A 19,114-nucleotide genomic window follows, 5' to 3' on the forward strand; every position below is an offset into this window, starting at 1 on the left:
TGGGGGAGCTTCAAGTTACAAGCGATAAGCTGTAAGTAGATCGTGCCAGGTGGGTAGCTTATCGTTTGAAGCTGAAAGCTTGTGGCTCTGAATCAGCAGTGCCTGCAGCATGGCATAGCTATAAGTTTCAAGCTGTAAGTCATACAGGCCAAAGCAGTGAATCGACAGCAGTACTGCTGTCAGCTTTTGATATTCGTGGGGAGTAATAACGAGAGGGGAGGTGGCTGGGGTAGGAGGATTCGAACCTCCGCATGCTGGAATCAGAATCCAGTGCCTTACCGCTTGGCGATACCCCAACAATGTTCAGTCGCTAGCTTACAGCTTTAAGCGTCAAGTAGCGTGGTGGCAATAGCGGGACTCGAACCTGCGACCCTCGCATTATGAATGCGATGCTCTAACCAACTGAGCTATATTGCCACGCAAAAAAAGTGGCAGGGGTAGCTGGATTCGAACCAACGCATGACGGGATCAAAACCCGTTGCCTTACCGCTTGGCTATACCCCTGCAATTTCAAAAACATGGTGGCAATGGCGGGACTCGAACCTGCGACCCTCGCATTATGAATGCGATGCTCTAACCAACTGAGCTACATTGCCATGCTTTCGAGGACGCGCATTATTGGTTATTTCCGTATTGCTGTCAACAGCTTGCGTTAAAAAAGTTGGTAAATTTTATCTCTAAGGATAGTTGCTCTATTGACGGGTTGTGCTGCCGGTAGAGGAAGGTGTCGGCCACAAAAAAGCCGACCATGGCGGTCGGCTTTGTGATCAGTATCGGCGGCTTTAAACGTTGAAGCGGAAGTGTACTACATCGCCGTCCTGCACGATGTAATCCTTGCCTTCCAGGCGCCAGCGGCCGGCGTCTTTGGCACCCTGTTCGCCGTTGTGGTTGACGAAGTCGTCGTAGCTGACCACTTCGGCCCGGATGAAGCCTTTTTCGAAATCGGTGTGGATAACTCCGGCGGCCTGCGGCGCGGTGGCGCCGATTTTCACGGTCCAGGCGCGGACTTCCTTAACCCCGGCGGTGAAGTAGGTCTGCAGGCCCAGCAGCTGGTAACCGGCGCGGATGACACGATCCAGGCCCGGCTCCTCCATGCCCAGGTCGGCGAGGAACTCGTCGCGCTCCTCGTCGTCCAGCTCGGCAATCTCCGCTTCAAGCTTGTTGCAGATCGCGACGACGACGGCACCTTCCGTTTCGGCCAGCTCGCGCACGGCGTCGAGGTGCGGGTTGTCTTCGAAGCCGTCCTCATCGACGTTGGCGATGTACATGGTCGGCTTGACCGTCAGCAGGTGGAAGCCCTTGACGATCTTCATCTCATCCGCATCCAGCTTGAGCGCGCGTACCGGCTGGCCCTCTTCCAGGTGCGGGATCAGCCGTTCGAGCATCGCTTTCTGCTGGACGGCTTCCTTGTCGCCGCCTTTGGCTGCACGCTGAATACGCTGCAACTGCTTCTCGGCGGAGTCCAGGTCGGCCAGGGCCAGTTCCAGGTTGATGGTTTCGATATCTTCCAGCGGGTGGATGCGGTTGGCGACGTGGATAACGTTGTCATCCTCGAAGCAGCGCACCACATGGGCGATGGCATCGGTTTCGCGAATGTTGGCCAGGAACTGGTTGCCCAGGCCTTCACCTTTGGAGGCGCCCGCCACCAGGCCGGCGATATCGACGAACTCCATGGTGGTCGGCAGCACCCGCTCCGGCTTGACGATCCCGGCCAGCTTGTCCAGCCGCGGATCCGGCATCGGAACAACACCGGAGTTCGGTTCAATGGTGCAGAATGGGAAGTTCTCTGCAGCAATGCCGTTCTTGGTCAGGGCGTTGAACAGGGTGGATTTACCTACGTTCGGCAGGCCGACGATACCGCATTTAAAACCCATGGTGGTGGTCCTGTAATCTGTTGGAAAACCAGCGAAAGCGTCTGCCGTTGCCACGGTCAAACGGTTTGGCTGGGGTTCCTATGCCTTAAAGCTGTGTAACTGGTTCATCGCCTTGGCCCAATCGCCGTTGATGGCGTCCTTCAGCTGATAGAGCGCTTCGTCGATGGCGGCCTGGGTTTTTTCCCGTTCACTGCCGGGGGCCTTGCTCAACACGAAGTTGGAGACCTGGCTGCTGTGGCCGGGATGGCCGATGCCGAGGCGCAGGCGATAGAAGTTCTTGTTGTTGCCAAGCTTGCTGATGATATCGCGCAGGCCGTTGTGACCACCGTGTCCGCCACCCAGCTTGAAGCGGGCGACGCCGGGCGGCAGGTCGAGTTCGTCATGAGCGACCAGAATGGCCTCGGGCGGAATCTTGTAGAAGTTGGCGAGACTGGCGACCGACTGGCCACTGAGGTTCATGAAGGTGGTCGGGATCAGCAGGTGTACCTGCTGGCCGTCCAGCTGAACCTTGCCGTACAGGCCGTGATATTTCTTATCGGCCTGCAGGGTAACGAGCTGTCGAGCAGCAAGCTGCTCGACAAACTCGGCGCCGGCATTGTGACGGGTATGTGCATACTTGTCGCCTGGATTACCCAGGCCCACAATCAGCTGAATCCGATCCTTCATGCCGGCGCTCTGTCAGGGCTACAGCGCTTACTTGGCTTTGGAGCCACGCGGAGCGTAGACGTAGCCGATGCCCTGGTCGTGGTCGGCGCCGCGACGCAGTGCGACGATCTCAACGCCTTCCGGCAGGGAGATGTCGGACAGGTGCAGGATCTGGCCCAGTTCTGCGCTGGTCAGGTCGACAGTCAGTGCTTCCGGCAGTTTGTCGGCCAGGCACAGTACTTCGGCAGTGTTCTTCTCAACCGCGAACTTGGCAGCAGCCTTGGATGCAGCGGACTTTTCGAAGTTGACGAACTGCAGCGGCACGGTGATCTTGATCTTGTTGGACTTGGTAACGCGCTGGAAGTCAGCGTGCAGCAGGACCGGCTTGGCCGGGTGACGCTGCAGGTCCTTGATGATCACCTGTTCTTCCTTGTCATCCAGCTTCAGAGTCAGGATGGAGGAGAAGAACGCCTGGTCTTCAGTCAGCTTGACCAGTTCGTTGTTCGGGATAGAGATAGACGCCGGCTTCTTGCGCTTGTCGCCACCGAATACGATACCCGGTACCAGACCTTCGCGACGCAGGCGGCGGCTCGCACCTTTCCCTTCGTCTTCACGTGCTACTGCATTGATTACGAAATCAGTCATTTTTTTAACCTTCTTTAATAAACAAAACTGCAAAACCCCGCGACCAGAGTTTTGCAGTAATGGTTTTAGGCCCCGAAGGGCGTTATAGCGGGCCGGTAAACCGGCCCGTCAGCACGCTGTTATTAGCGGAACATCGCGCTGATGGATTCCTCATTGCATACGCGGCGAACCGCTTCGGCCAGCATCGGCGCCAGCGTCAGCTGACGGATCTTGCCGCAGTTTTTTGCAGCATCCGACAGCGGGATGGTGTCGGTGACCACCAGTTCGTCCAGCTCGGAGCCGATAACGTTCTGAATCGCCGGGCCGGACAGCACCGGGTGGGTGGCGTAAGCGACCACTTTGGCGGCGCCCTTGTCTTTCAGGGCCTTGGCTGCCTTGCACAGGGTGCCGGCGGTATCGCACATGTCGTCGACCAGTAGGCAGGTGCGGCCTTCCACGTCGCCGATCAGGTTCATTACCTGGGATTCGTTGGCGCGCTCGCGGCGCTTGTCGATGATCGCCAGGTCACAGTCCAGCTGCTTGGCGACTGCGCGGGCGCGAACCACGCCGCCTACGTCCGGCGATACGACAACCATGTTCTCGTATTCCTGATCCATGATGTCGTCCAGCAGCACCGGGGAGCCATACACGTTATCCACCGGGACGTCGAAGAAGCCCTGGATCTGGTCGGCGTGCAGATCGACGGTCAGTACCCGGTCGATGCCTACGCCGGACAGGATGTCTGCTACGACCTTGGCGCTGATCGCCACACGGGCGGAGCGCGGGCGGCGGTCCTGGCGGGCATAACCGAAGTACGGGATGACGGCTGTCAGGCGGCTGGCGGATGCACGACGCAGGGCGTCGGCCAGCACCATCAGTTCCATCAGGTTGTCGTTGGTCGGAGCACAGGTGGACTGGATAATGAAAACGTCCTTACCGCGCACGTTTTCCTGAATCTCTACTGCCACTTCGCCGTCGCTGAAACGACCGACATTTGCTTTACCCATCGGGATGTCAAGGCGTTCGACAACCTTGGCGGCCAGCTCCGGATTCGCATTGCCGGTAAAGACCATCATCTTGGACACGAGGTGCACCTTCTCGATTTGATTGGAATCTGAACTAATAACTGACAGGGAACCGTTCATGGTAATTGGCTGGGGTAGGAGGATTCGAACCTCCGCATGCTGGAATCAGAATCCAGTGCCTTACCGCTTGGCGATACCCCAGTAATCTTGTCGGAGGACCGGCCTCCCATAAAAGAGGCGCGTATTGTCGTTGATGATTTGGCCGATGTCAAACCTGAACGGCCGGCAACGGGTAAAGTCGCCGAAGGGCCTTGGGCATAGCTTTCTGCGCAATCATTGCCAGTCATGGATCACCAGGGTGATACGCAGCCGGTCCCGTTGCAGCACCAGTTTTTCCGGTCGGCTGCGATCCTCGCTGTAGCGCAGATAGCGGATGGTCCAGCCAGCCTGGTCGAGCCGCGCCAACCGCTGATCCTGCAGTTTCTGCTGGTAGCTCTGGTCGGGGGAGGGCAGGCCGCGGATCCACCAGTTCAGATCATGGATCGGAAACTGCCAACCGAGGTGATCTTGCAACAGCGCTTCGGGGCTCGGTGCCCGATAGCGGCGGTCGTCCATCTCCAACTGGATATAGTCGAGGTTGCCCTCGATGCGGGCGCCCAGCTGATTGAGCGGACCGAACAGTTCGATCTGGTAGCGGTCGTCCTGCTGCTGCCAGCGAAAACCGGCCGACTCGCTGTCGTCGGGGGTACGGAAGCCTACTTTGCCGCTCAGCTGCCACTGCTTCAGGGTGCTCATCTGCCACTGGTATTGCTGCCAGTTACTGACCTGGGCGGGTGGGCTCGGCTGCAGGCTGCTGCAGGCGGCCAGCCAGAGGCTGGCCAACAGCACGATCAATGGACGCATCAGCGGTTACTCAACGCTTCGGCCGCTTCCAGCAGGAAGCTGTTGTCCGGATCGCTGGTCAGGCTGTTGTCCAGCAGTTGGCGGGCCTTTTCCAGCTGGCCGTTGGCCTGGTAGCTCTGGATCAGGTGGCCGGCCACTTCCGGATCGGGGTACTGCTGATAGGCGCGTTCCAGGTAGTCGATCGAGTCGCTGTAGCGTTGCAGCTTGAACAGTACCCAACCCATGGAATCGAGTATCGCCGGGTCGTCCGGTTTGCCGGCCAGCGCCCGCTCGATCAGCGCCAACGCCTCCTGGTAGCGTTCAGTGTGCAGGGTCAGGGTGTAACCCAGCGCATTCAGCGCCTGGCTGTTGTCGGGCTGTTGGCGAATGACCTCGCGCAGGTCCTTTTCGGCCTGGCTGAAATCGCTCGCTTCGATCAGCATCGCCCGGGTATAAAGCAGGTCGGGATCGTTGTCGAACTCGGCCAGAGCCTCCTCCAGCAGCGCCAGGGCTTCATCGGTCAAGTCATACAGATGCAGCCATTCGGCTTCCATGGTGTACAGCAGGCGGGCGATCTCCGGATGCAGTGCGCGACCGTCGGCGACGATCTGGCTGAGCCGGGCTTTGTGCTCGGCGCTGTCCAGCAGCGCGGCGATACGGGCATAGGCCTGGTACAGCTTGGGACCGTCATCGACCTGCTGGTAGTGGGCGATGGCGGCGTTGACGCGGTTGTCGCGTTGTTCGATAAAGCCCAGGTAGAAATGTGGCGTGCTGTCCTGCGGGTACTGTTCCAGCAACTGCTGCAGAATCCGGCGGGACGGCTCCATCAGGTCGGCGTCCAGCATCAGTAGCGCCAGGTACAGGTGCAACTGGGCGTCGCGCGGGGTCTGCTCGATCAGTTCGAGTGCCGCGTTGCTGCCCTGTTCGGCCCGGTCGCTGTCGAACAGCAGCTGGATCCGCAGTAACTTTAGCTGGCGGTTGTCCGGTTCGATCGCCAGGGCTTTGCGCACCAGCGTCAAAGCCGGTTCCGTTTGATCCATCGCCCGCAGCAGATCGGCCTTCTGTGCCATGATATCCAGCTGATTCGGTGCCAACTGCTGGGCCCGGTTAAGTGCCTGCAGGGCGGCTTGCTCGTCTCCCTGCTGGCGTAGCAGTACCCCGCGGCTGCGGTGCAGGCTGGCATTCTCCGGATCTTGCTTCAACTGGGTATCCAGCAGCGCCAGGTAGCCGGCCAGGGTTTCCGGCTCCATCTGCGCGGCGCGGCTGTCGATCAGCGCCAGGGTCTGGGACTGGTCGGTCTGCAGTGCCTGCTCCAGCAACGGCAGCGCCTGTGGGTAATCGCCTTGGTGCAGCATCACGCTGGCGGCGATCTGGTAGGGTTCCGGGTTGGTCGGGTCCGCTGAGATCCACAGCAGTGCGGCCTGGCGGATACTGTCCGGTTCACGCAGATACTGGGCGATACGGGTGGCCCGCTCGGCGACCCCCGGATCGCGGGTCAGCCGGGCCTGGCGCAGATAGTTGTCCAGCGCCTGCGGGTATAGCTGACGCTGGCCGGCGATCTCGGCACTGAGCAGTTCGTACAGGGTTTCCCGGTTCAATTCGCCCGGCTGATAGTGCACCGGAGGCAGAGGCTGGGCGCTGTAGTCGCTGGAACGTTGCAGGTTGCTGCAGCCGGCCAGCAGCAGGGCTGCGCTGAGCGCCGCTAGTACAGATGATTTCATAGGGTGTTCGCAATCCGGTATTTGAGCTCACTATAGATGAAAGCACCAAACCTTGTCAGCCGTCGCCGGCCTGCCGGGCAGCCCGTGGCGGGGGAAGCTCGGCGGTTCCGGTCATCGTATTCGGTTATGCTAACCATAGTATTGAAACCGTTGTATCATTACGCGCTTTGTGAGTGAAAGGGTGCGCGACAGTCGTATGGCGCTTTTGGCATTAGGCATAAACCATAAAACGGCCTCGGTCGAGGTTCGCGAGCGGGTTGCGTTCGTGCCGGAACAGATGGCTGAGGCATTGGAACAAGCCCGTCGCTCCGCTTCCCTGAAAGAGGTGGCGATCCTGTCCACCTGTAACCGTACCGAACTGTACTGCTCAACCGACCTGGCCGGCACCCGGGCGCTGCTCGAATGGCTGGGCAGTTATCACGGGCTCAGTGCCGATGCGTTGCAGTCCTGCTCCTACGCTTACTGGGATGAGGAGGCCGCGCGCCACATGATGCGGGTGGCCAGCGGGCTCGATTCGCTGGTGCTTGGCGAACCGCAGATCCTCGGCCAGCTGAAATCCGCCCATGCGGTCTCCCAGCAGCACGGTACTTTGGGGGCCGAACTGGGCCGACTGTTCCAGCAGACCTTTGCGGTGGCCAAGCAGGTGCGCACCGATACCGCCATCGGTGAAAACCCGGTGTCGGTGGCCTATGCCGCGGTCAGCCTGGCCCAGCATATCTTCGCCGACCTGAGCCGCAGCCGGGCATTGCTGATCGGCGCCGGCGAGACCATCGAGCTGGTGGCGCGCCATCTGGTCAATGCCGGCGTCAGCCAGATCACCGTTGCCAACCGGACGCTCAATCGCGCGGTCGACCTGGCCGGCGAATTTAACGGCGAGGCGATCCTGCTGGGCGATATCCCCGAGGCGCTGGTCAAGGCGGATATCGTGATCGCCTCGACTGCCAGCCAGCTGCCGATTCTCGGCAAGGGTGCGGTAGAGGCGGCGCTGAAAAAGCGCAAGCACCGGCCGATCTTCATGGTCGATATCGCGGTACCGCGCGATATCGAACCGCAAGTGGCCGAGCTGGACGATATCTACCTGTATACCGTGGACGACCTGCGTGAGGTGATCGAAGAGAACCAGCGCAATCGCGAGAGTGCCGCCCAGGAAGCCGAGGCGATCATCGAGACCGGTGCCCACGAATTTTTCCGCCAGCTGCGCTCGCTGGCTGCGGTCGATACCCTGACCGCACTGCGCGGTCAGGCGGAGCAGACCCGAGACCAGGAGCTCGAGCGCGCCCTGCGCCAGCTCGACAACGGCAAGGACCCGGCCCAGGTGCTGACCCAGCTGGCCCGCGGCCTGACCAATAAATTGCTGCATCAACCGACCATCCAGATGCGTAAAGCCAGCGCCGAAGGGCGCTCTGAACTGCTGCAGGCGGTACAGGAGCTGTATCAGCTGGCTGGCCCTGAAAAGACCGATTCCTGACCATGAAAGATTCCATTCTTGCCAAGCTGGAAAAGCTGCAAGACCGCTATGAGGAGCTGGCCGCGTTGATGTCGGATGCCGGCGTAATCAGCGACCAGAACCGTTTCCGCGACTACTCCAAGGAGTATGCCGAACTGGAGCCGGTGGTGAAGAGCTTCGGCGCTTACCAGCAGGCCCGCGAGGACCTGGCCGAAGCCGAACTGATGTCCGAGGACAGCGACCCCGAGATGCGCGAGATGGCGCAGGAGGAGTTGGCCGACGCCCGCGAACGGATCGAGGCGCTTGAGACCGAGCTGCAGATCCTGCTGCTGCCGAAGGACCCGAACGATGCCCGCAACGTGTTCCTGGAGATCCGGGCCGGAACCGGTGGCGACGAGGCGGCGCTGTTCTCCGGCGACCTGTACCGGATGTACGCCAAGTATGCCGAGCAGAAAGGCTGGCGGATCGAGGTGATCAGTGCCAGCGAGGGCGAGCATGGCGGCTACAAGGAGCTGATCACCCGGGTGGTCGGCAGCGATGTTTATTCTCACCTGAAATTCGAATCCGGCGCCCACCGGGTGCAGCGGGTGCCCGAGACCGAGTCCCAGGGGCGCATTCATACCTCCGCCTGTACCGTGGCGATCATGCCGGAGATGGACGCATCCGCCGAAATCGAGATCAACAAGGCGGATCTGCGGGTCGACACCTTCCGGGCTTCCGGCGCCGGCGGCCAGCACGTCAACAAGACCGACTCGGCGATCCGTATCACCCATATCCCGACCGGTGTGGTGGTGGAGTGCCAGGAGGAGCGTTCGCAGCACAAGAACCGCGCCAAGGCGATGTCGCTGCTGGCCTCGCGGCTGCAGGCCGCCGAACAGGAGCGCACCGCCGCCGCGCAGGCTGGCATGCGCAAGAGCCTGGTCGGTAGCGGCGACCGTTCCGAGCGGATCCGCACCTACAACTATCCGCAGGGACGGGTGACCGATCACCGTATCAACCTGACGCTGTACAAGCTGCAGGAGGTGATGGCTGGCGAGCTGAACCATGTGGTCGAGCCGCTGATGACCGAGTACCAGGCCGAGCAACTGGGCGCATTGTCCGATAGCGATTGAGCTGGGCGCGTCTGAACCAGCTGGCCGAAGGCGTCCCGCAACGAGTAGCCGGCCGCTCCGTGGCAGCCCGCTTGGTATGCCCCTCGGGTACCTAGGGCGACACCCTCGAGGCTGAGCCAACCTTGTCGCGGTCAGAGCCCGCTGCTACAAGGTTTCATGCTTCGTAGCAACCCGCCGCCAAAAGAAACTAAAAAGCCCCGCTCAATAGCGGGGCTTTTTTGTGTGCGCGCTCAGGGCACGCTTAACGGGGGCTTGGCATTGTTAGCGTTGCTGCTAACCCCTTATGACCAGCTATAGTCATCGGCGTCGTAGCTGCTTTCAATCTGCCGGCGCAGTCGTTTCTCTTCCAGCCGTTCCTCTATGTCGCGTCTCCGGTCCCGGCCCGCTTTCTTGCGATAGGAACCTTTGTCGGAAAAGTCGTCATCCCATTCATCGAGATTGTCCAAGCTAGTATGATCGACACTGACTTTGGTGCCCATCGTTTCACTCTCACTGTCAGGTTGATAATCATGCAGGCGGGCCTAATTGCCATGCCTGCGGTGAAAACCAGTTGGGTGTCATCGGTCTGGCGCCATCGGCAGCAGGCCTGCTGGCCTCAACTACTACCCGGCGGCTGCGCTATTGTGCACCCTAATATGGCGAAATATAGCAGGAAAATCGAATTGGAAAAGCCCGAAATATGACTATTTTTTTGTGCTCCAACGACTGCACAGAAAACCGTCCTGGCGAGCCGCCATGCGGGGTGGAGGTTGAATGATGCGGATAGCGGATGCGCTGGCGTTGAGTGCGCGCCTGGAGCCGGTCAGCGACAGTGCCCGGCTGGATGTTGAGTTGCTGCTTTGCGCGGTGCTGCGGCAACCGCGCAGCTACCTGTTTACCTGGCCCGATCGCGAACTGGCGGCGGACCAGCGGCAGCAACTGGAGCGGATGCTGGAACGCCGCCAGCAGGGCGAGCCGGTAGCCCATATCGTCGGTCACACCGGCTTCTGGACCTTGCAACTGGAGGTTTCGCCGGACACCCTGATCCCGCGGCCCGATACCGAGACGCTGGTGGAGCAGGCGCTGGAGCGATTGGCCGACGGTCCCTATCGGGTGCTGGACCTGGGCACGGGAACTGGCGCTATCGCCCTGGCGCTGGCGTCCGAGCGGCCCGCTTGGCGACTGGTCGGCTGCGATCGGGTGGCCGCGGCGGTGGCCCTGGCAGAACGAAACCGTCAGCGAAACGGGCTGACCAACGTCGAGTTCGTCGAAGGCAACTGGTTTGAGCCGCTGCAGGGCCGGTTCGATATGATTGTCAGTAATCCTCCCTATATAGACCCGGCCGATCCGCACTTGGCGCAGGGGGATGTGCGGTTCGAGCCGAGTAGTGCGCTGGTGGCCGACGAGGCCGGTATGGCCGATATCCGTTGGATCGCCGAGCAGGCGCGAGCATGCCTGAAGCCGGGTGGCTGGTTGCTGTTCGAGCACGGTTACGATCAGGGCGAGGCGTCTGCGCAGCTGTTGCGCCGACTTGGCTACCGGCAGGTTAAAACGGTACGGGATTATGGCGGGCGCGACCGGATCACGGTCGGTCGCTGGCCCGGTGATGAGGAGTAGAGAAAGATGCTGAGTGACCAACAACTGCTGCGTTACAGCCGGCAGATCATGTTGCCGGAAGTGGAGATCGCCGGCCAGCAGGCCTGGCTGGACAGCTGGGTACTGATTATCGGGGCCGGCGGACTGGGCAGTCCGGTGGCGATCTATCTGGCGGCGGCCGGGGTCGGCACGCTGGTGCTGGCGGACGACGACCAGGTCGACCTGAGCAACCTGCAGCGGCAGATCGTCCATACCACCGAGCGGATCGGGGTCGACAAGGTGGAATCGGCCCGCCAGACGTTGCAGGCGCTGAACCCGGAGGTGCAGGTGGAAACCATCGCTGCCCGGCTGGAGGGCGAGACGCTGGCGCAGCAGGTGGCTCGCGCCGACCTGGTGGTCGATTGCACCGACAATTTCACGACCCGCTTCGCGATCAACCGAGCTTGCGTGGCCGCCAAAACCCCGCTGGTGTCCGGCGCCGCGATCCGTATCGAAGGCCAGGTGGCGGTGTACGATCCGCGCCAGCCGGATTCGCCCTGCTATCAGTGCCTGTATAAGGACGGGGATGACGAGAACCTGACCTGCTCCGAATCCGGCGTGCTGGCGCCGCTGGTCGGCATTATCGGTTCGGTCCAGGCGATGGAGGCATTGAAGGTGCTGGCCAATATCGGTCAGCCGCTGGTTGGCAAGCTGATGTTGCTGGATGGTCTCAGCATGGAGTGGCGTACATTGAAACTCCGCAAGGACCCGGCCTGCCCGGTCTGCGGGAGTGGTGACCGGTAAGGGGATGGGAGACAGTCGGTCGATGAACGATCAAGAGCAATTGATTCGCAAGCTGTTAACGGAATGCCGGCTGATCGCGTTGGTCGGCGCCAGTCCGAAACCGGCCAGAGCCAGCCACCGGGTGATGGAGTTTCTACTGGCGCGCGGCTACCGGGTGATTCCGGTCAACCCGCGCTATGCCGGCCAGCAGATTCTCGGCCAGGAGGTGCGGGCCTCGCTGGCCGAGATCGCCTCGCCGATCGACCTGGTCGACGTGTTCCGCAACGTCGAGGCCGCCGGCGAGGTGATCGATGAAGCGATCGCTGTCGGCGCCAGGGCGGTCTGGCTACAGCTGGATATCGTCGATGAAGTCGGTGCCGAGCGGGCTCGCCGGGCCGGCCTCGAGGTGGTGATGGATCGTTGCCCGGCGATCGAGATTCCGCGGTTGGGGCTTTAGAGGGGCTACCGGGCCTTACATCGCCTGTAGGACGCGACCCGGGGCGCCAACGAATTAAATATGACCCGCTTGACCGCCCGGTGCGGCCCTACAGGATTGGTTGCCGTAACCGAAATAAAAAGGTCCGGTAGGGTGGGCACATGTTTTGTGCACACCAATCGCCGGATTGCCGGACCACGCGGGGTGCTTCCCACAAGAGCTTGCCCGGTCCAGTGATCCCTCTGAAAAACTTGCTCACCCCTCGCTCGGAGTTCGCCTGTTGTGCCGCTTGTTGCTTGCAGCTTATAGCTTGTCGCTCCCCGAAAGGGGCATAAAAAACGCGCCCGGCAGGGCGCGTTGGGCGTGCTGAGGGGGAAGCGAAAATCAGTTCAACAGCCGGGCGGATATCTCGTACTGCTCGGCCAGCCAGAACTCGGCGGCGTGTTGGCCTTCATCTCTCAGCTGTTCCGCCCGTTGGCGTAGTTCCGTCGCCAGCTGTTGGCGTTCTCGTTCGTTCTTCGATGAGCGTTCCGAGCTGTTCAGTACAGCGGCAATGGTGCGGTGATCCATGGTCTCATCCCTTTTTTATGATCTTCTTATCTCTCTGGCCAGCCCCATACCGCAGGGGCAGAGACTCAGTGTAGACCAGATTTCGGCATGCACCGCCCTGGTGCAGGGATTCAACAAAACTCTTGATCTGAAGCAACTTGCGGCTGCCGACAGGCCTGTAGAAGCCGCTCCGCCAGGGCGTCGTCATTCAGTGCCCGGGCGATCGCCATACCGCCGATCATCAGTACCGCAGTGCGCATCGCATCATCCTGCTGTTGCGGACCTTCACTCTGGGTCATATGCGGTTTCAGCAGTTCGACAAAACCGCGGAACACGTCGGTATAGGTACTACGTAACTGTTCATCGCGCTGGGCGACATCGGTGACCAGGAACGCCATCGGGCAGTTGGCGCCTTCTCCGTTGCGGTGCGCCTGGCTCAGGTAGCCCTCCAGTAGATCGGTCAGCGACAGCGAAGGTTCGCGCAGCCGCTGGCCGTTGCGACGGGCCGTGGCCAGTATCGCTTCGCGATAGAGCTCGGCCTTCGAATTGAAATGAGCGTAGAAGGCGCCGCGGGTCATTCCCGCCTCGCGCATCAGCTGGTCGATGCCGACCCGGTCGAAACCGTGTAGTGCAAACAAGCGGGCGGCGGCTTCGACGATTCGGCGACGGCTGTCTTCCTTATGGGCTTCATTCCAGGGCATGGCGATTCTCCTTCATGGTGCCACCGCCATTATGGCGCGACAGCAGAATATGTTCTTGATCATATTTTGCTGCTCACTAGGCTGTGGATAAAGACCCAACCGAAGGAGAATCGGAATGAGCACTGAGGTACAGATCTACGGGCCGGCGTTCAGCAGTTTCGTACGCACGGTGATGCTCTGCTGTGAGGAAAAGGGGATCGACTACAGCCTCGGTTTCGAGCTGGATGGCGAAGCGATCGAGTTCCACAGCGAGGCCCACTACCGCATTCACCCCTGGGGTAAATTGCCGGTGCTCAGTCATCAGGGACGCAGACTGTACGAGACCGCGGCGATCTGCCGCTATCTGGATGCGAACTTTGGCGGTCCCGCCCTGCAGCCGGCCGACCCTTATCAACGGGCGCTGGTGGATCAGTGGTCGGCAGCGATTAGCGGCTATGTCGATCAGGCGTTGGTGCGCCGCTACCTGCTGGAGTTTGCATTCCCGAAAGGGGAGGATGGCAGCGTGCGGATGGAGCGGGTGGCCGAGGCCCAGCCGGAGGTGGAAAACACCCTGGCGATTCTGACCACCCAGCTGGCCGATCAGCCGTATATCTGCGGCGATAGGCTCACTATCGCCGACCTGCTGTTGCTGCCGATGCTCGATTACCTGGCCGGTTTGCCGCACGGCGAAACATTGATCGCCGCCGATTCGCCGCTGGCGGCTTACCTGGCCCGTCTGCGTGAGCGGCCGTCGGCACAGAAGGTGCTGGCGAAGCGTTGATCAGCGATTGAAGGCTAATTAGCGATTGAAAAAAGCCTGGCGGATCTGTCGGTCCTGCTGCAGCCGGCGGGCGTAGTTAAGCAGCTCGGCGTCGTACTCGGCGTCCGGCAGGGTATCCGGCAGGTCGAGCCCGGAGTTGACCAGGAACTGGACCAGTTCGCGATCCTGCTGCTGCAGCGCGTTGAGCAGCAGTTGTGGCTGCGACTGCAGGTCGGCGCCATGCTGGATCAGCCGGTTCAGGTGCAACATCCGCCGCGCCGGCGGGCAGTGGATCAGGCACAGCTGCAGCAGGCTGCGGCCGGCTTGATCGCAGCCGTTGGCGTTGGCGCCTGCCTGCAGCAGCGCGCTGAGCAGCGCCAGGCTGTCCGGTTGTTGCAGCGCCAGCGGGCTCAACGGTTGGCCGTCGCTGGCCAAGGTGTCGGCCGTGCCGCCTTTGTCGAGGATCAACCTCAGCGCGCCAGCCTGATTGGCACGAATCGCTCGTTCGGTGGCACTCTGTCCCTCCAGCAACGGGCCATTCAACTGGTCCGCATCGAACCTGTTCAGCAGCGGGCCCAGCTTATCCAGCGCGCCCCGGTCGATCGCGTCGGCCAGTTTGGCGCTGCGGCCCTTCAGGAAATTCAGCATCGTGTTCCCGCGGATTCAGTTGATAGTTGCAGTAGCTGTTGACGCCTTGGCCAGCCGTGCCGCCTTGTCGGCCAGCTTCTTTTGCCAGGGTTCAGACAGCCCGTACAGGCGTGAAGCTTTGGTCAGCTCGGCGATGGCCGGTTGCTTGCTGCGCTGCAGCTGCCAGAAGCGGTTCAGTGGCCAGTCCGGGTTGGGACGTTCCAGTAGTTTCAGGTTATCGCCCGCCTGGGCGCAGCCGGGTTCAAGCACCCGGTAGTACCAGCCGGTCAGCCCCTGTGCCTCGATATGGCCGGCCAGTTCGGCGCAGTCGAACTTGTGGTTGATCTTCCAGCAGGGCCGGCGTGGCTCCGACAGTTGTATGCGGGCGCTGCCGAGCTGAAAGATATCGCCGATGCAGACGTTGTCGCCATCCAGCTCGGCACAGCTCAGGTTCTCGCCCAGGCTGCCCGGTTGTAGCTGGCTGGCCAACTGCGGGAACGCCGCGGCCAGTTTCCGGTAATCGGGCTGGGCATACTGGTGCAGCGCCTTGTCCGGCCCGCCGTGAAAGCGGCGGTCGGCCTGCTCGTCGCCGGTCAGGCCTTCGACAGTGATCTCCACCGGCCCTTCGACTGCCGTCTTGAAGATCGCGCTTGGCTTGCCGGAGGGTTCCAGTGTGCGGATCTGGCCCCGGTAGAGGGCGTCAACGGTCTGCTGCATGCGATATTCCTTTTCTATTAGCCGCTGTCAGTTAACCGCTTTGAATTAATTGGGTTAATAGTCGCGCGGCCGTTGTTGCCAGGTGAGCCAGTCTACCGGGAATGAAAAAACCGCGCCAAGGGCGCGGCCTGTTGTGAGCGATGGAGCGTTCAGAACCAGTGCATCAGTTCGGCGTAGCGAGTATTTGCTAATAGCGTCTGATGCGGTCCCTCGGCCTGGAGCTTGCCGTCCTCCAGCAACAACACCCGATCCATATGGGACAGCAGGGCGGGGCGGTGGCTGATCAGGATCACCGTGCGATCCACCATCGCCTGTGCCAGGGTTTCACCGACTTCGCGCTCGGTGATCGGGTCCAGCCCTTCGGTCGGCTCGTCGAGGATCAGGATCGGCGCCGGTTTCAGTAGCGCCTGGGCGATCGCCAGCCGGCGCTGCTGGCCGCCGGACAGGCCGCGGCCGCCCTCGCCGATATAGGTCTGGTAGCCGTCCGGCAGGCTGGCGATCAGCGGGTGGATACCGGCCGCCCGGCAGGCCTGCTGCAGGGCTTCATCGCTGGCTGTCGGGTCGGCCAGCCGCAGGTTATCGGCGACCGTGGCGTTGAACAGGTGGCTGTGCTGGGAGACTACCGCGAACCGTTCACGCAAACGATCGGCCGGCAGCCGGTCGATCGATTGCCCACCGAGCCGGATCTGGCCGGCTTCCAGTGGCCAGAAGCCGAGTAGTAGCTGCACCAGGGTGCTCTTGCCGGCGCCGCTGGCACCGACCAGCGCGATCTTCTCTCCGGGCTCGATCTGCAGGTCGATACCGCGCAGCAACGGCGGTTGCTCAGGGCTATAGCGGAACCGCAGGTCGACCAGCTCCAGTTGATGGCTGTTCGGCAGCTCGACCGGGCAGGCGGGCTCCGGGCGCAGCGGTGGTTGGTCCGCCAGGTCGAACAGTCGGCGGGCGGCGGCCAAGGTGGTGGACAGCTGCTCGAGCGCCAGCGGCAATGGCTGCACCGCTTCGAAGCTGGCCATCACCAGCAGTACCAGCATCACCAGCTCGACCGCTGGCCGGGTTCCGCTGGTGACCTGTGGGATCAGCCACCAGAGTGCCGCCCAGACCAGCAGGCCGACCACCAGGGTGCTGGCCAGCAGCGCCGTGGCGGCGCAGTGGTTGATCCGTTGCTGCTGGTCGGCCAGAGATTCGCTGAACTGCCGGCACTGCTCGGCGTGGCGGTCGGCGGCCCGGTAGAGGATCAGCTCGCGCAGCCCCTGCACGCCGTCGATCAGCGCTGCCCGTAACCGGGCGCCGTCGCGAACCGTAGCTCGTCCGGCCGCGCGGGTGGCGCCGCCGAGCCAGAGCGGGATCAATACCCCGGCCAGCAGCAGGGCCAGGCCGGTCGCCAGCGCCAGGGGCCCGTCGTAGTTGGCGATCACCAACAGCAGCAGCGGTACCGCGACCAGCGCCACCAGGCCGGGCAACAGCACCCGCAGATAGAAGTGGTCCAGCGCGTCTATATCGGCCTGTAGCCGGCTGAGCAGGTCGCCGTGGCGCAGCCCCTGCAGGCCGGCCGGCGCCAGTGGCTCCAGCCGGCGATAGAACCAGACCCGCAGTTCGCTGAGCAGCTTGAAGGTGGCGTTGTGGGTTACCAGCCGTTCGCCGTAGCGGCCGGCGGTACGGACGATCGCCAGGAAGCGGATTACCCCGGCCGGGGTGAAGTAGTTCATGGTGACGCCGGCCAGTCCGGCGGCGGCCATCGCCGCCAGGAACCAGCCGGAGATTGCCAGCAGGCCGATATTGGCCAGCAGGGTCAGCAGCGACAGCAGGGTGCCCAGCGCCATCCAGCGCCAGTGCGGCTTGGCCAATCGCAGGAGGCGCCACAGCAGGGCCAGGGATTCGCGGCGGGAGATTGTCTGCTCAGGCATGCACCGCCTCCTGTGTCGCGCCGAGCATGCGGGCGTAGAGGCCCTGCTGGTTCAGCAGCTGTCGATGGTCGCCCTGTTCGATAACTCGGCCGCCGTCCAGCACCCAGATCCGCTTGGCCTGGCGTACGGTATGCAGCCGGTGCGCCACCACCAGCACGATATGGTCGCGGGCGTAGCGCTGGATCGCCTGTTGCACCTGTGCTTCGCTGACCCGGTCCAGGTGGGCGGTCGGCTCGTCGAGGATCAGCAGCGAAGCCTGCTTCAGGAATGCCCGCGCCAGCGCGATCCGCTGGCGCTGGCCGCCGGACAGGCCGGCGCCGCCTTCACCGAGAAGTGTCTGGTAGCCCTCCGGCAGTTGCCGGATAAACTCCGCCGCGCCGGCTTGGCGGGCGGCGGCTTCGATCTCTTCAGCGGACGCTTCGGGGTTGCCGAGGGCGATGTTGTCCGCCACCGTGCCGTAGAACAGCTGCGGCTGCTGCGGAATCCAGGCCAGCTGGCTGTGGATACTTTCCAGCGCCAGCTTATCCACAGCGGTGCCGTTCAGCCGGTAGCTGCCCTGCTGTGGATAGATAAAGCGCAGCAGCAGATCGACCAGGGTGCTCTTGCCGGCGCCGCTGGGGCCGACCAGCGCATAGAGGCCGGGCCGGTCGATCTGAAGCTGAATATCTTTCAGTGCCGACTGCTCGGCTTCATAGGCGAAGTGAACATTCACAAGTTCGAGTGTGTCGATCGCCGCCAGCTCGGTTGTGGAAGATGAGGCTTTTTCCACAGGCTCGGCCTGCATGATCGTCATCATCTGCTGGGCGGCGCTGACGCCGGCCATGCGGGCATGGTACTGAGTGCCCAGGTTACGTAGCGGCAGGTAGAACTCCGGTGCCAGCAGCAGCACCGCCAGGCCGGTAGCGAAATCCAGTTCGCCCCAGTAGAGCCGGAAGCCGATGGTCACCGCCAGCAGCGCGATGCTGAGCGTGGCGAAGAACTCCAGCGCCAGCGACGACAGGAAGGCGACTCGCAATACCGCCAGAGTGTCGCGCCGAAAACGGTCGGAGATCGCCGCCACGGTGTCGATCTCGCGCCGGCTGGCACCGAGCAGTTTCAACTGGGTCAGACCGCGGATCAGGTCCAGGAAGTGGCCGCCCATCCGGCCCAGCTGCTGCCAGCGCTGCTGGTTGAGCTGCTCCGCCTGCTTGCCGATCAGTATCATGAAAAACGGGATCAGCGGCGCGGTGACCAGCAGGATCAGCCCGGACCGCCAATCGACCGGCAGCACCAGCGCCAGGATCGCCAGCGGCAGGAAGGCGCTCAACGCCACCGCCGGCAGGTAGCGGGCATAGTAGGCCTCCAGCGCCTCGATCCCTTCGTGCAGGCAGTGGCTGAGTTCGCCGCTGCGCTGCCGCTCCAGCCAGGCCGGGCCGAGCCGTATCAGTTTGCGGAACAGCCGGTCGCGCAGCTGTAGCTTGACCGCCGCTGCGCTGCGGAACGCCAGTCGTTCGGTGGTCCGCACCAGCAACGCGCGCACCAGCAGCAGGCCGAGCATCGCCCACAGCAGCGGAGCCAGCTCCGCCAGGCCCTGGTGGCCGAACATCGCGCCGTCGGCGATACGGGCCAGCAGCAGCGCCTGGCCGATCAGCAGGCCGCCGGCCAAGGCGCCGCTGAGCACGGTCAGCAGCGGCAGCCGGCCGGCCAGCGCTTTGTGCTGCTTCAGCCAGCGCTGGCTGGCCCGGCCGTCGATTTCGGCGGGATTGGCAGTGCTTTGTGCCGCAGGATTGGGCAT

19 protein-coding genes and 5 tRNA genes are annotated in these 19,114 nt (G+C 62.4%); 6 read left to right on the top strand and 18 right to left on the bottom strand.

Features of this window, described 5'->3' with window-relative positions; all coding sequences use genetic code 11:
- Positions 1–221 precede the first annotated feature (221 nt).
- The 11 genes from K6T12_RS03685 to K6T12_RS03735 all read right to left on the bottom strand — a co-directional run bounded on the left by K6T12_RS03685 (position 222) and on the right by K6T12_RS03735 (position 6,771).
- A tRNA-Gln gene (locus K6T12_RS03685) sits at positions 222–296 on the bottom strand.
- 44 nt (positions 297–340) lie between these two features.
- Positions 341–417 (bottom strand) — tRNA-Met (locus tag K6T12_RS03690).
- Positions 418–429: 12 nt separating this feature from the next.
- Positions 430–504: transfer RNA gene (locus tag K6T12_RS03695), tRNA-Gln, on the bottom strand.
- Between the two features lie 15 nt (positions 505–519).
- Positions 520–596, bottom strand: a tRNA-Met gene (locus tag K6T12_RS03700).
- Between the two features lie 186 nt (positions 597–782).
- Complete coding sequence (gene ychF, locus K6T12_RS03705) at positions 783–1,874, bottom strand: redox-regulated ATPase YchF (protein ID WP_222219608.1); 1,092 nt, start codon at positions 1,872–1,874, stop codon at positions 783–785.
- A gap of 78 nt (positions 1,875–1,952) precedes the next feature.
- Positions 1,953–2,540 (bottom strand): aminoacyl-tRNA hydrolase, encoded by a 588-nt coding sequence (gene pth, locus K6T12_RS03710; RefSeq protein ID WP_222219610.1) that lies wholly within the window; start codon positions 2,538–2,540, stop codon positions 1,953–1,955.
- Positions 2,541–2,567: 27 nt separating this feature from the next.
- Entirely contained in the window at positions 2,568–3,164 is a 597-nt protein-coding gene (locus tag K6T12_RS03715; RefSeq protein ID WP_222219612.1) for a 50S ribosomal protein L25/general stress protein Ctc, read from the bottom strand.
- Positions 3,165–3,286: 122 nt separating this feature from the next.
- Positions 3,287–4,228 (bottom strand): ribose-phosphate pyrophosphokinase, encoded by a 942-nt coding sequence (locus tag K6T12_RS03720; RefSeq protein ID WP_222219614.1) that lies wholly within the window; start codon positions 4,226–4,228, stop codon positions 3,287–3,289.
- A gap of 66 nt (positions 4,229–4,294) precedes the next feature.
- Positions 4,295–4,369: transfer RNA gene (locus K6T12_RS03725), tRNA-Gln, on the bottom strand.
- A 132-nt stretch (positions 4,370–4,501) separates the two neighbouring features.
- Positions 4,502–5,071: a lipoprotein insertase outer membrane protein LolB gene (gene lolB / locus K6T12_RS03730; RefSeq protein ID WP_222219616.1), complete on the bottom strand. Its 570-nt coding sequence runs from the start codon at positions 5,069–5,071 to the stop codon at positions 4,502–4,504.
- On the bottom strand, positions 5,071–6,771 hold the full coding sequence (locus tag K6T12_RS03735; RefSeq protein WP_222219618.1) for a tetratricopeptide repeat protein: 1,701 nt from the start codon (positions 6,769–6,771) through the stop codon (positions 5,071–5,073). Before K6T12_RS03735 ends, lolB begins: the two co-directional genes overlap by 1 nt.
- 196 nt (positions 6,772–6,967) lie before the next feature.
- Between K6T12_RS03735 and hemA the strand changes: the two genes are divergently transcribed.
- On the top strand, positions 6,968–8,239 hold the full coding sequence (gene hemA, locus K6T12_RS03740; RefSeq protein WP_222219733.1) for a glutamyl-tRNA reductase: 1,272 nt from the start codon (positions 6,968–6,970) through the stop codon (positions 8,237–8,239).
- A gap of 2 nt (positions 8,240–8,241) precedes the next feature.
- Entirely contained in the window at positions 8,242–9,330 is a 1,089-nt protein-coding gene (prfA, locus tag K6T12_RS03745; RefSeq protein ID WP_222219620.1) for a peptide chain release factor 1, read from the top strand.
- Positions 9,331–9,611: 281 nt separating this feature from the next.
- Here prfA and K6T12_RS03750 read toward each other — a convergent pair whose 3' ends face one another.
- On the bottom strand, positions 9,612–9,809 hold the full coding sequence (locus K6T12_RS03750; protein ID WP_222219622.1) for a hypothetical protein: 198 nt from the start codon (positions 9,807–9,809) through the stop codon (positions 9,612–9,614).
- A gap of 274 nt (positions 9,810–10,083) precedes the next feature.
- On the opposite strand from K6T12_RS03750, the gene prmC reads away from it, so the two are divergent.
- The 3 genes from prmC to K6T12_RS03765 are packed head-to-tail and all read left to right on the top strand — an operon-like array spanning position 10,084 to position 12,124.
- A complete protein-coding gene (gene prmC, locus K6T12_RS03755; protein ID WP_315853558.1) occupies positions 10,084–10,926 on the top strand; it encodes a peptide chain release factor N(5)-glutamine methyltransferase in 843 nt (280 codons plus the stop codon).
- A 6-nt stretch (positions 10,927–10,932) separates the two neighbouring features.
- A complete protein-coding gene (locus K6T12_RS03760; RefSeq protein WP_222219624.1) occupies positions 10,933–11,688 on the top strand; it encodes a molybdopterin-synthase adenylyltransferase MoeB in 756 nt (251 codons plus the stop codon).
- A 22-nt stretch (positions 11,689–11,710) separates the two neighbouring features.
- Entirely contained in the window at positions 11,711–12,124 is a 414-nt protein-coding gene (locus tag K6T12_RS03765) for a CoA-binding protein (protein WP_222219626.1), read from the top strand.
- Between the two features lie 363 nt (positions 12,125–12,487).
- On the opposite strand, the gene K6T12_RS03770 is transcribed toward K6T12_RS03765, so the two are convergent.
- Positions 12,488–12,673: a hypothetical protein gene (locus K6T12_RS03770; protein WP_222219628.1), complete on the bottom strand. Its 186-nt coding sequence runs from the start codon at positions 12,671–12,673 to the stop codon at positions 12,488–12,490.
- Positions 12,674–12,783: 110 nt separating this feature from the next.
- Positions 12,784–13,353: a TetR/AcrR family transcriptional regulator gene (locus K6T12_RS03775; protein ID WP_222219630.1), complete on the bottom strand. Its 570-nt coding sequence runs from the start codon at positions 13,351–13,353 to the stop codon at positions 12,784–12,786.
- Positions 13,354–13,468: 115 nt separating this feature from the next.
- On the opposite strand from K6T12_RS03775, the gene K6T12_RS03780 reads away from it, so the two are divergent.
- Positions 13,469–14,113 carry a glutathione S-transferase family protein gene (locus K6T12_RS03780; RefSeq protein ID WP_222219632.1) on the top strand — a complete coding sequence of 215 codons (645 nt, stop codon included), beginning with the start codon at positions 13,469–13,471 and terminating at the stop codon, positions 14,111–14,113.
- A gap of 18 nt (positions 14,114–14,131) precedes the next feature.
- Here the strand turns inward: K6T12_RS03780 and K6T12_RS03785 are convergent, their stop codons facing one another.
- From K6T12_RS03785 to cydD, 4 genes are all read right to left on the bottom strand, one after another.
- On the bottom strand, positions 14,132–14,740 hold the full coding sequence (locus K6T12_RS03785; RefSeq protein WP_222219633.1) for a hypothetical protein: 609 nt from the start codon (positions 14,738–14,740) through the stop codon (positions 14,132–14,134).
- A 15-nt stretch (positions 14,741–14,755) separates the two neighbouring features.
- Positions 14,756–15,436: an MOSC domain-containing protein gene (locus tag K6T12_RS03790; RefSeq protein WP_222219634.1), complete on the bottom strand. Its 681-nt coding sequence runs from the start codon at positions 15,434–15,436 to the stop codon at positions 14,756–14,758.
- A 149-nt stretch (positions 15,437–15,585) separates the two neighbouring features.
- On the bottom strand, positions 15,586–17,340 hold the full coding sequence (gene cydC / locus K6T12_RS03795; protein ID WP_222219635.1) for a thiol reductant ABC exporter subunit CydC: 1,755 nt from the start codon (positions 17,338–17,340) through the stop codon (positions 15,586–15,588).
- Positions 17,333–19,114, bottom strand: coding sequence for a thiol reductant ABC exporter subunit CydD (gene cydD, locus K6T12_RS03800; RefSeq protein ID WP_222219636.1), 1,782 nt, complete (start codon positions 19,112–19,114; stop codon positions 17,333–17,335). Before cydD ends, cydC begins: the two co-directional genes overlap by 8 nt.

Origin of the sequence: Marinobacterium arenosum (assembly GCF_019795155.1) — a bacterium.
Lineage (GTDB): Bacteria > Pseudomonadota > Gammaproteobacteria > Pseudomonadales > Balneatricaceae > Marinobacterium_C > Marinobacterium_C arenosum.

What these genes read in the sequence shown, in the direction of transcription:
- ychF (WP_222219608.1), bottom strand. Translation starts at nt 1,874, where the DNA reads ATGGGTTTTAAATGCGGTATCGTCGGCCTGCCGAACGTAGGTAAATCC.
- pth (WP_222219610.1), bottom strand. Translation starts at nt 2,540, where the DNA reads ATGAAGGATCGGATTCAGCTGATTGTGGGCCTGGGTAATCCAGGCGAC.
- K6T12_RS03715 (WP_222219612.1), bottom strand. Translation starts at nt 3,164, where the DNA reads ATGACTGATTTCGTAATCAATGCAGTAGCACGTGAAGACGAAGGGAAA.
- lolB (WP_222219616.1), bottom strand. Translation starts at nt 5,071, where the DNA reads ATGCGTCCATTGATCGTGCTGTTGGCCAGCCTCTGGCTGGCCGCCTGC.
- K6T12_RS03735 (WP_222219618.1), bottom strand. Translation starts at nt 6,771, where the DNA reads ATGAAATCATCTGTACTAGCGGCGCTCAGCGCAGCCCTGCTGCTGGCC.
- hemA (WP_222219733.1), top strand. Translation starts at nt 6,968, where the DNA reads ATGGCGCTTTTGGCATTAGGCATAAACCATAAAACGGCCTCGGTCGAG.
- prfA (WP_222219620.1), top strand. Translation starts at nt 8,242, where the DNA reads ATGAAAGATTCCATTCTTGCCAAGCTGGAAAAGCTGCAAGACCGCTAT.
- K6T12_RS03750 (WP_222219622.1), bottom strand. Translation starts at nt 9,809, where the DNA reads ATGGGCACCAAAGTCAGTGTCGATCATACTAGCTTGGACAATCTCGAT.
- prmC (WP_315853558.1), top strand. Translation starts at nt 10,084, where the DNA reads ATGATGCGGATAGCGGATGCGCTGGCGTTGAGTGCGCGCCTGGAGCCG.
- K6T12_RS03760 (WP_222219624.1), top strand. Translation starts at nt 10,933, where the DNA reads ATGCTGAGTGACCAACAACTGCTGCGTTACAGCCGGCAGATCATGTTG.
- K6T12_RS03765 (WP_222219626.1), top strand. Translation starts at nt 11,711, where the DNA reads ATGAACGATCAAGAGCAATTGATTCGCAAGCTGTTAACGGAATGCCGG.
- K6T12_RS03770 (WP_222219628.1), bottom strand. Translation starts at nt 12,673, where the DNA reads ATGGATCACCGCACCATTGCCGCTGTACTGAACAGCTCGGAACGCTCA.
- K6T12_RS03775 (WP_222219630.1), bottom strand. Translation starts at nt 13,353, where the DNA reads ATGCCCTGGAATGAAGCCCATAAGGAAGACAGCCGTCGCCGAATCGTC.
- K6T12_RS03780 (WP_222219632.1), top strand. Translation starts at nt 13,469, where the DNA reads ATGAGCACTGAGGTACAGATCTACGGGCCGGCGTTCAGCAGTTTCGTA.
- K6T12_RS03785 (WP_222219633.1), bottom strand. Translation starts at nt 14,740, where the DNA reads ATGCTGAATTTCCTGAAGGGCCGCAGCGCCAAACTGGCCGACGCGATC.
- K6T12_RS03790 (WP_222219634.1), bottom strand. Translation starts at nt 15,436, where the DNA reads ATGCAGCAGACCGTTGACGCCCTCTACCGGGGCCAGATCCGCACACTG.
- cydC (WP_222219635.1), bottom strand. Translation starts at nt 17,340, where the DNA reads ATGCCTGAGCAGACAATCTCCCGCCGCGAATCCCTGGCCCTGCTGTGG.
- cydD (WP_222219636.1), bottom strand. Translation starts at nt 19,114, where the DNA reads ATGCCCAATCCTGCGGCACAAAGCACTGCCAATCCCGCCGAAATCGAC.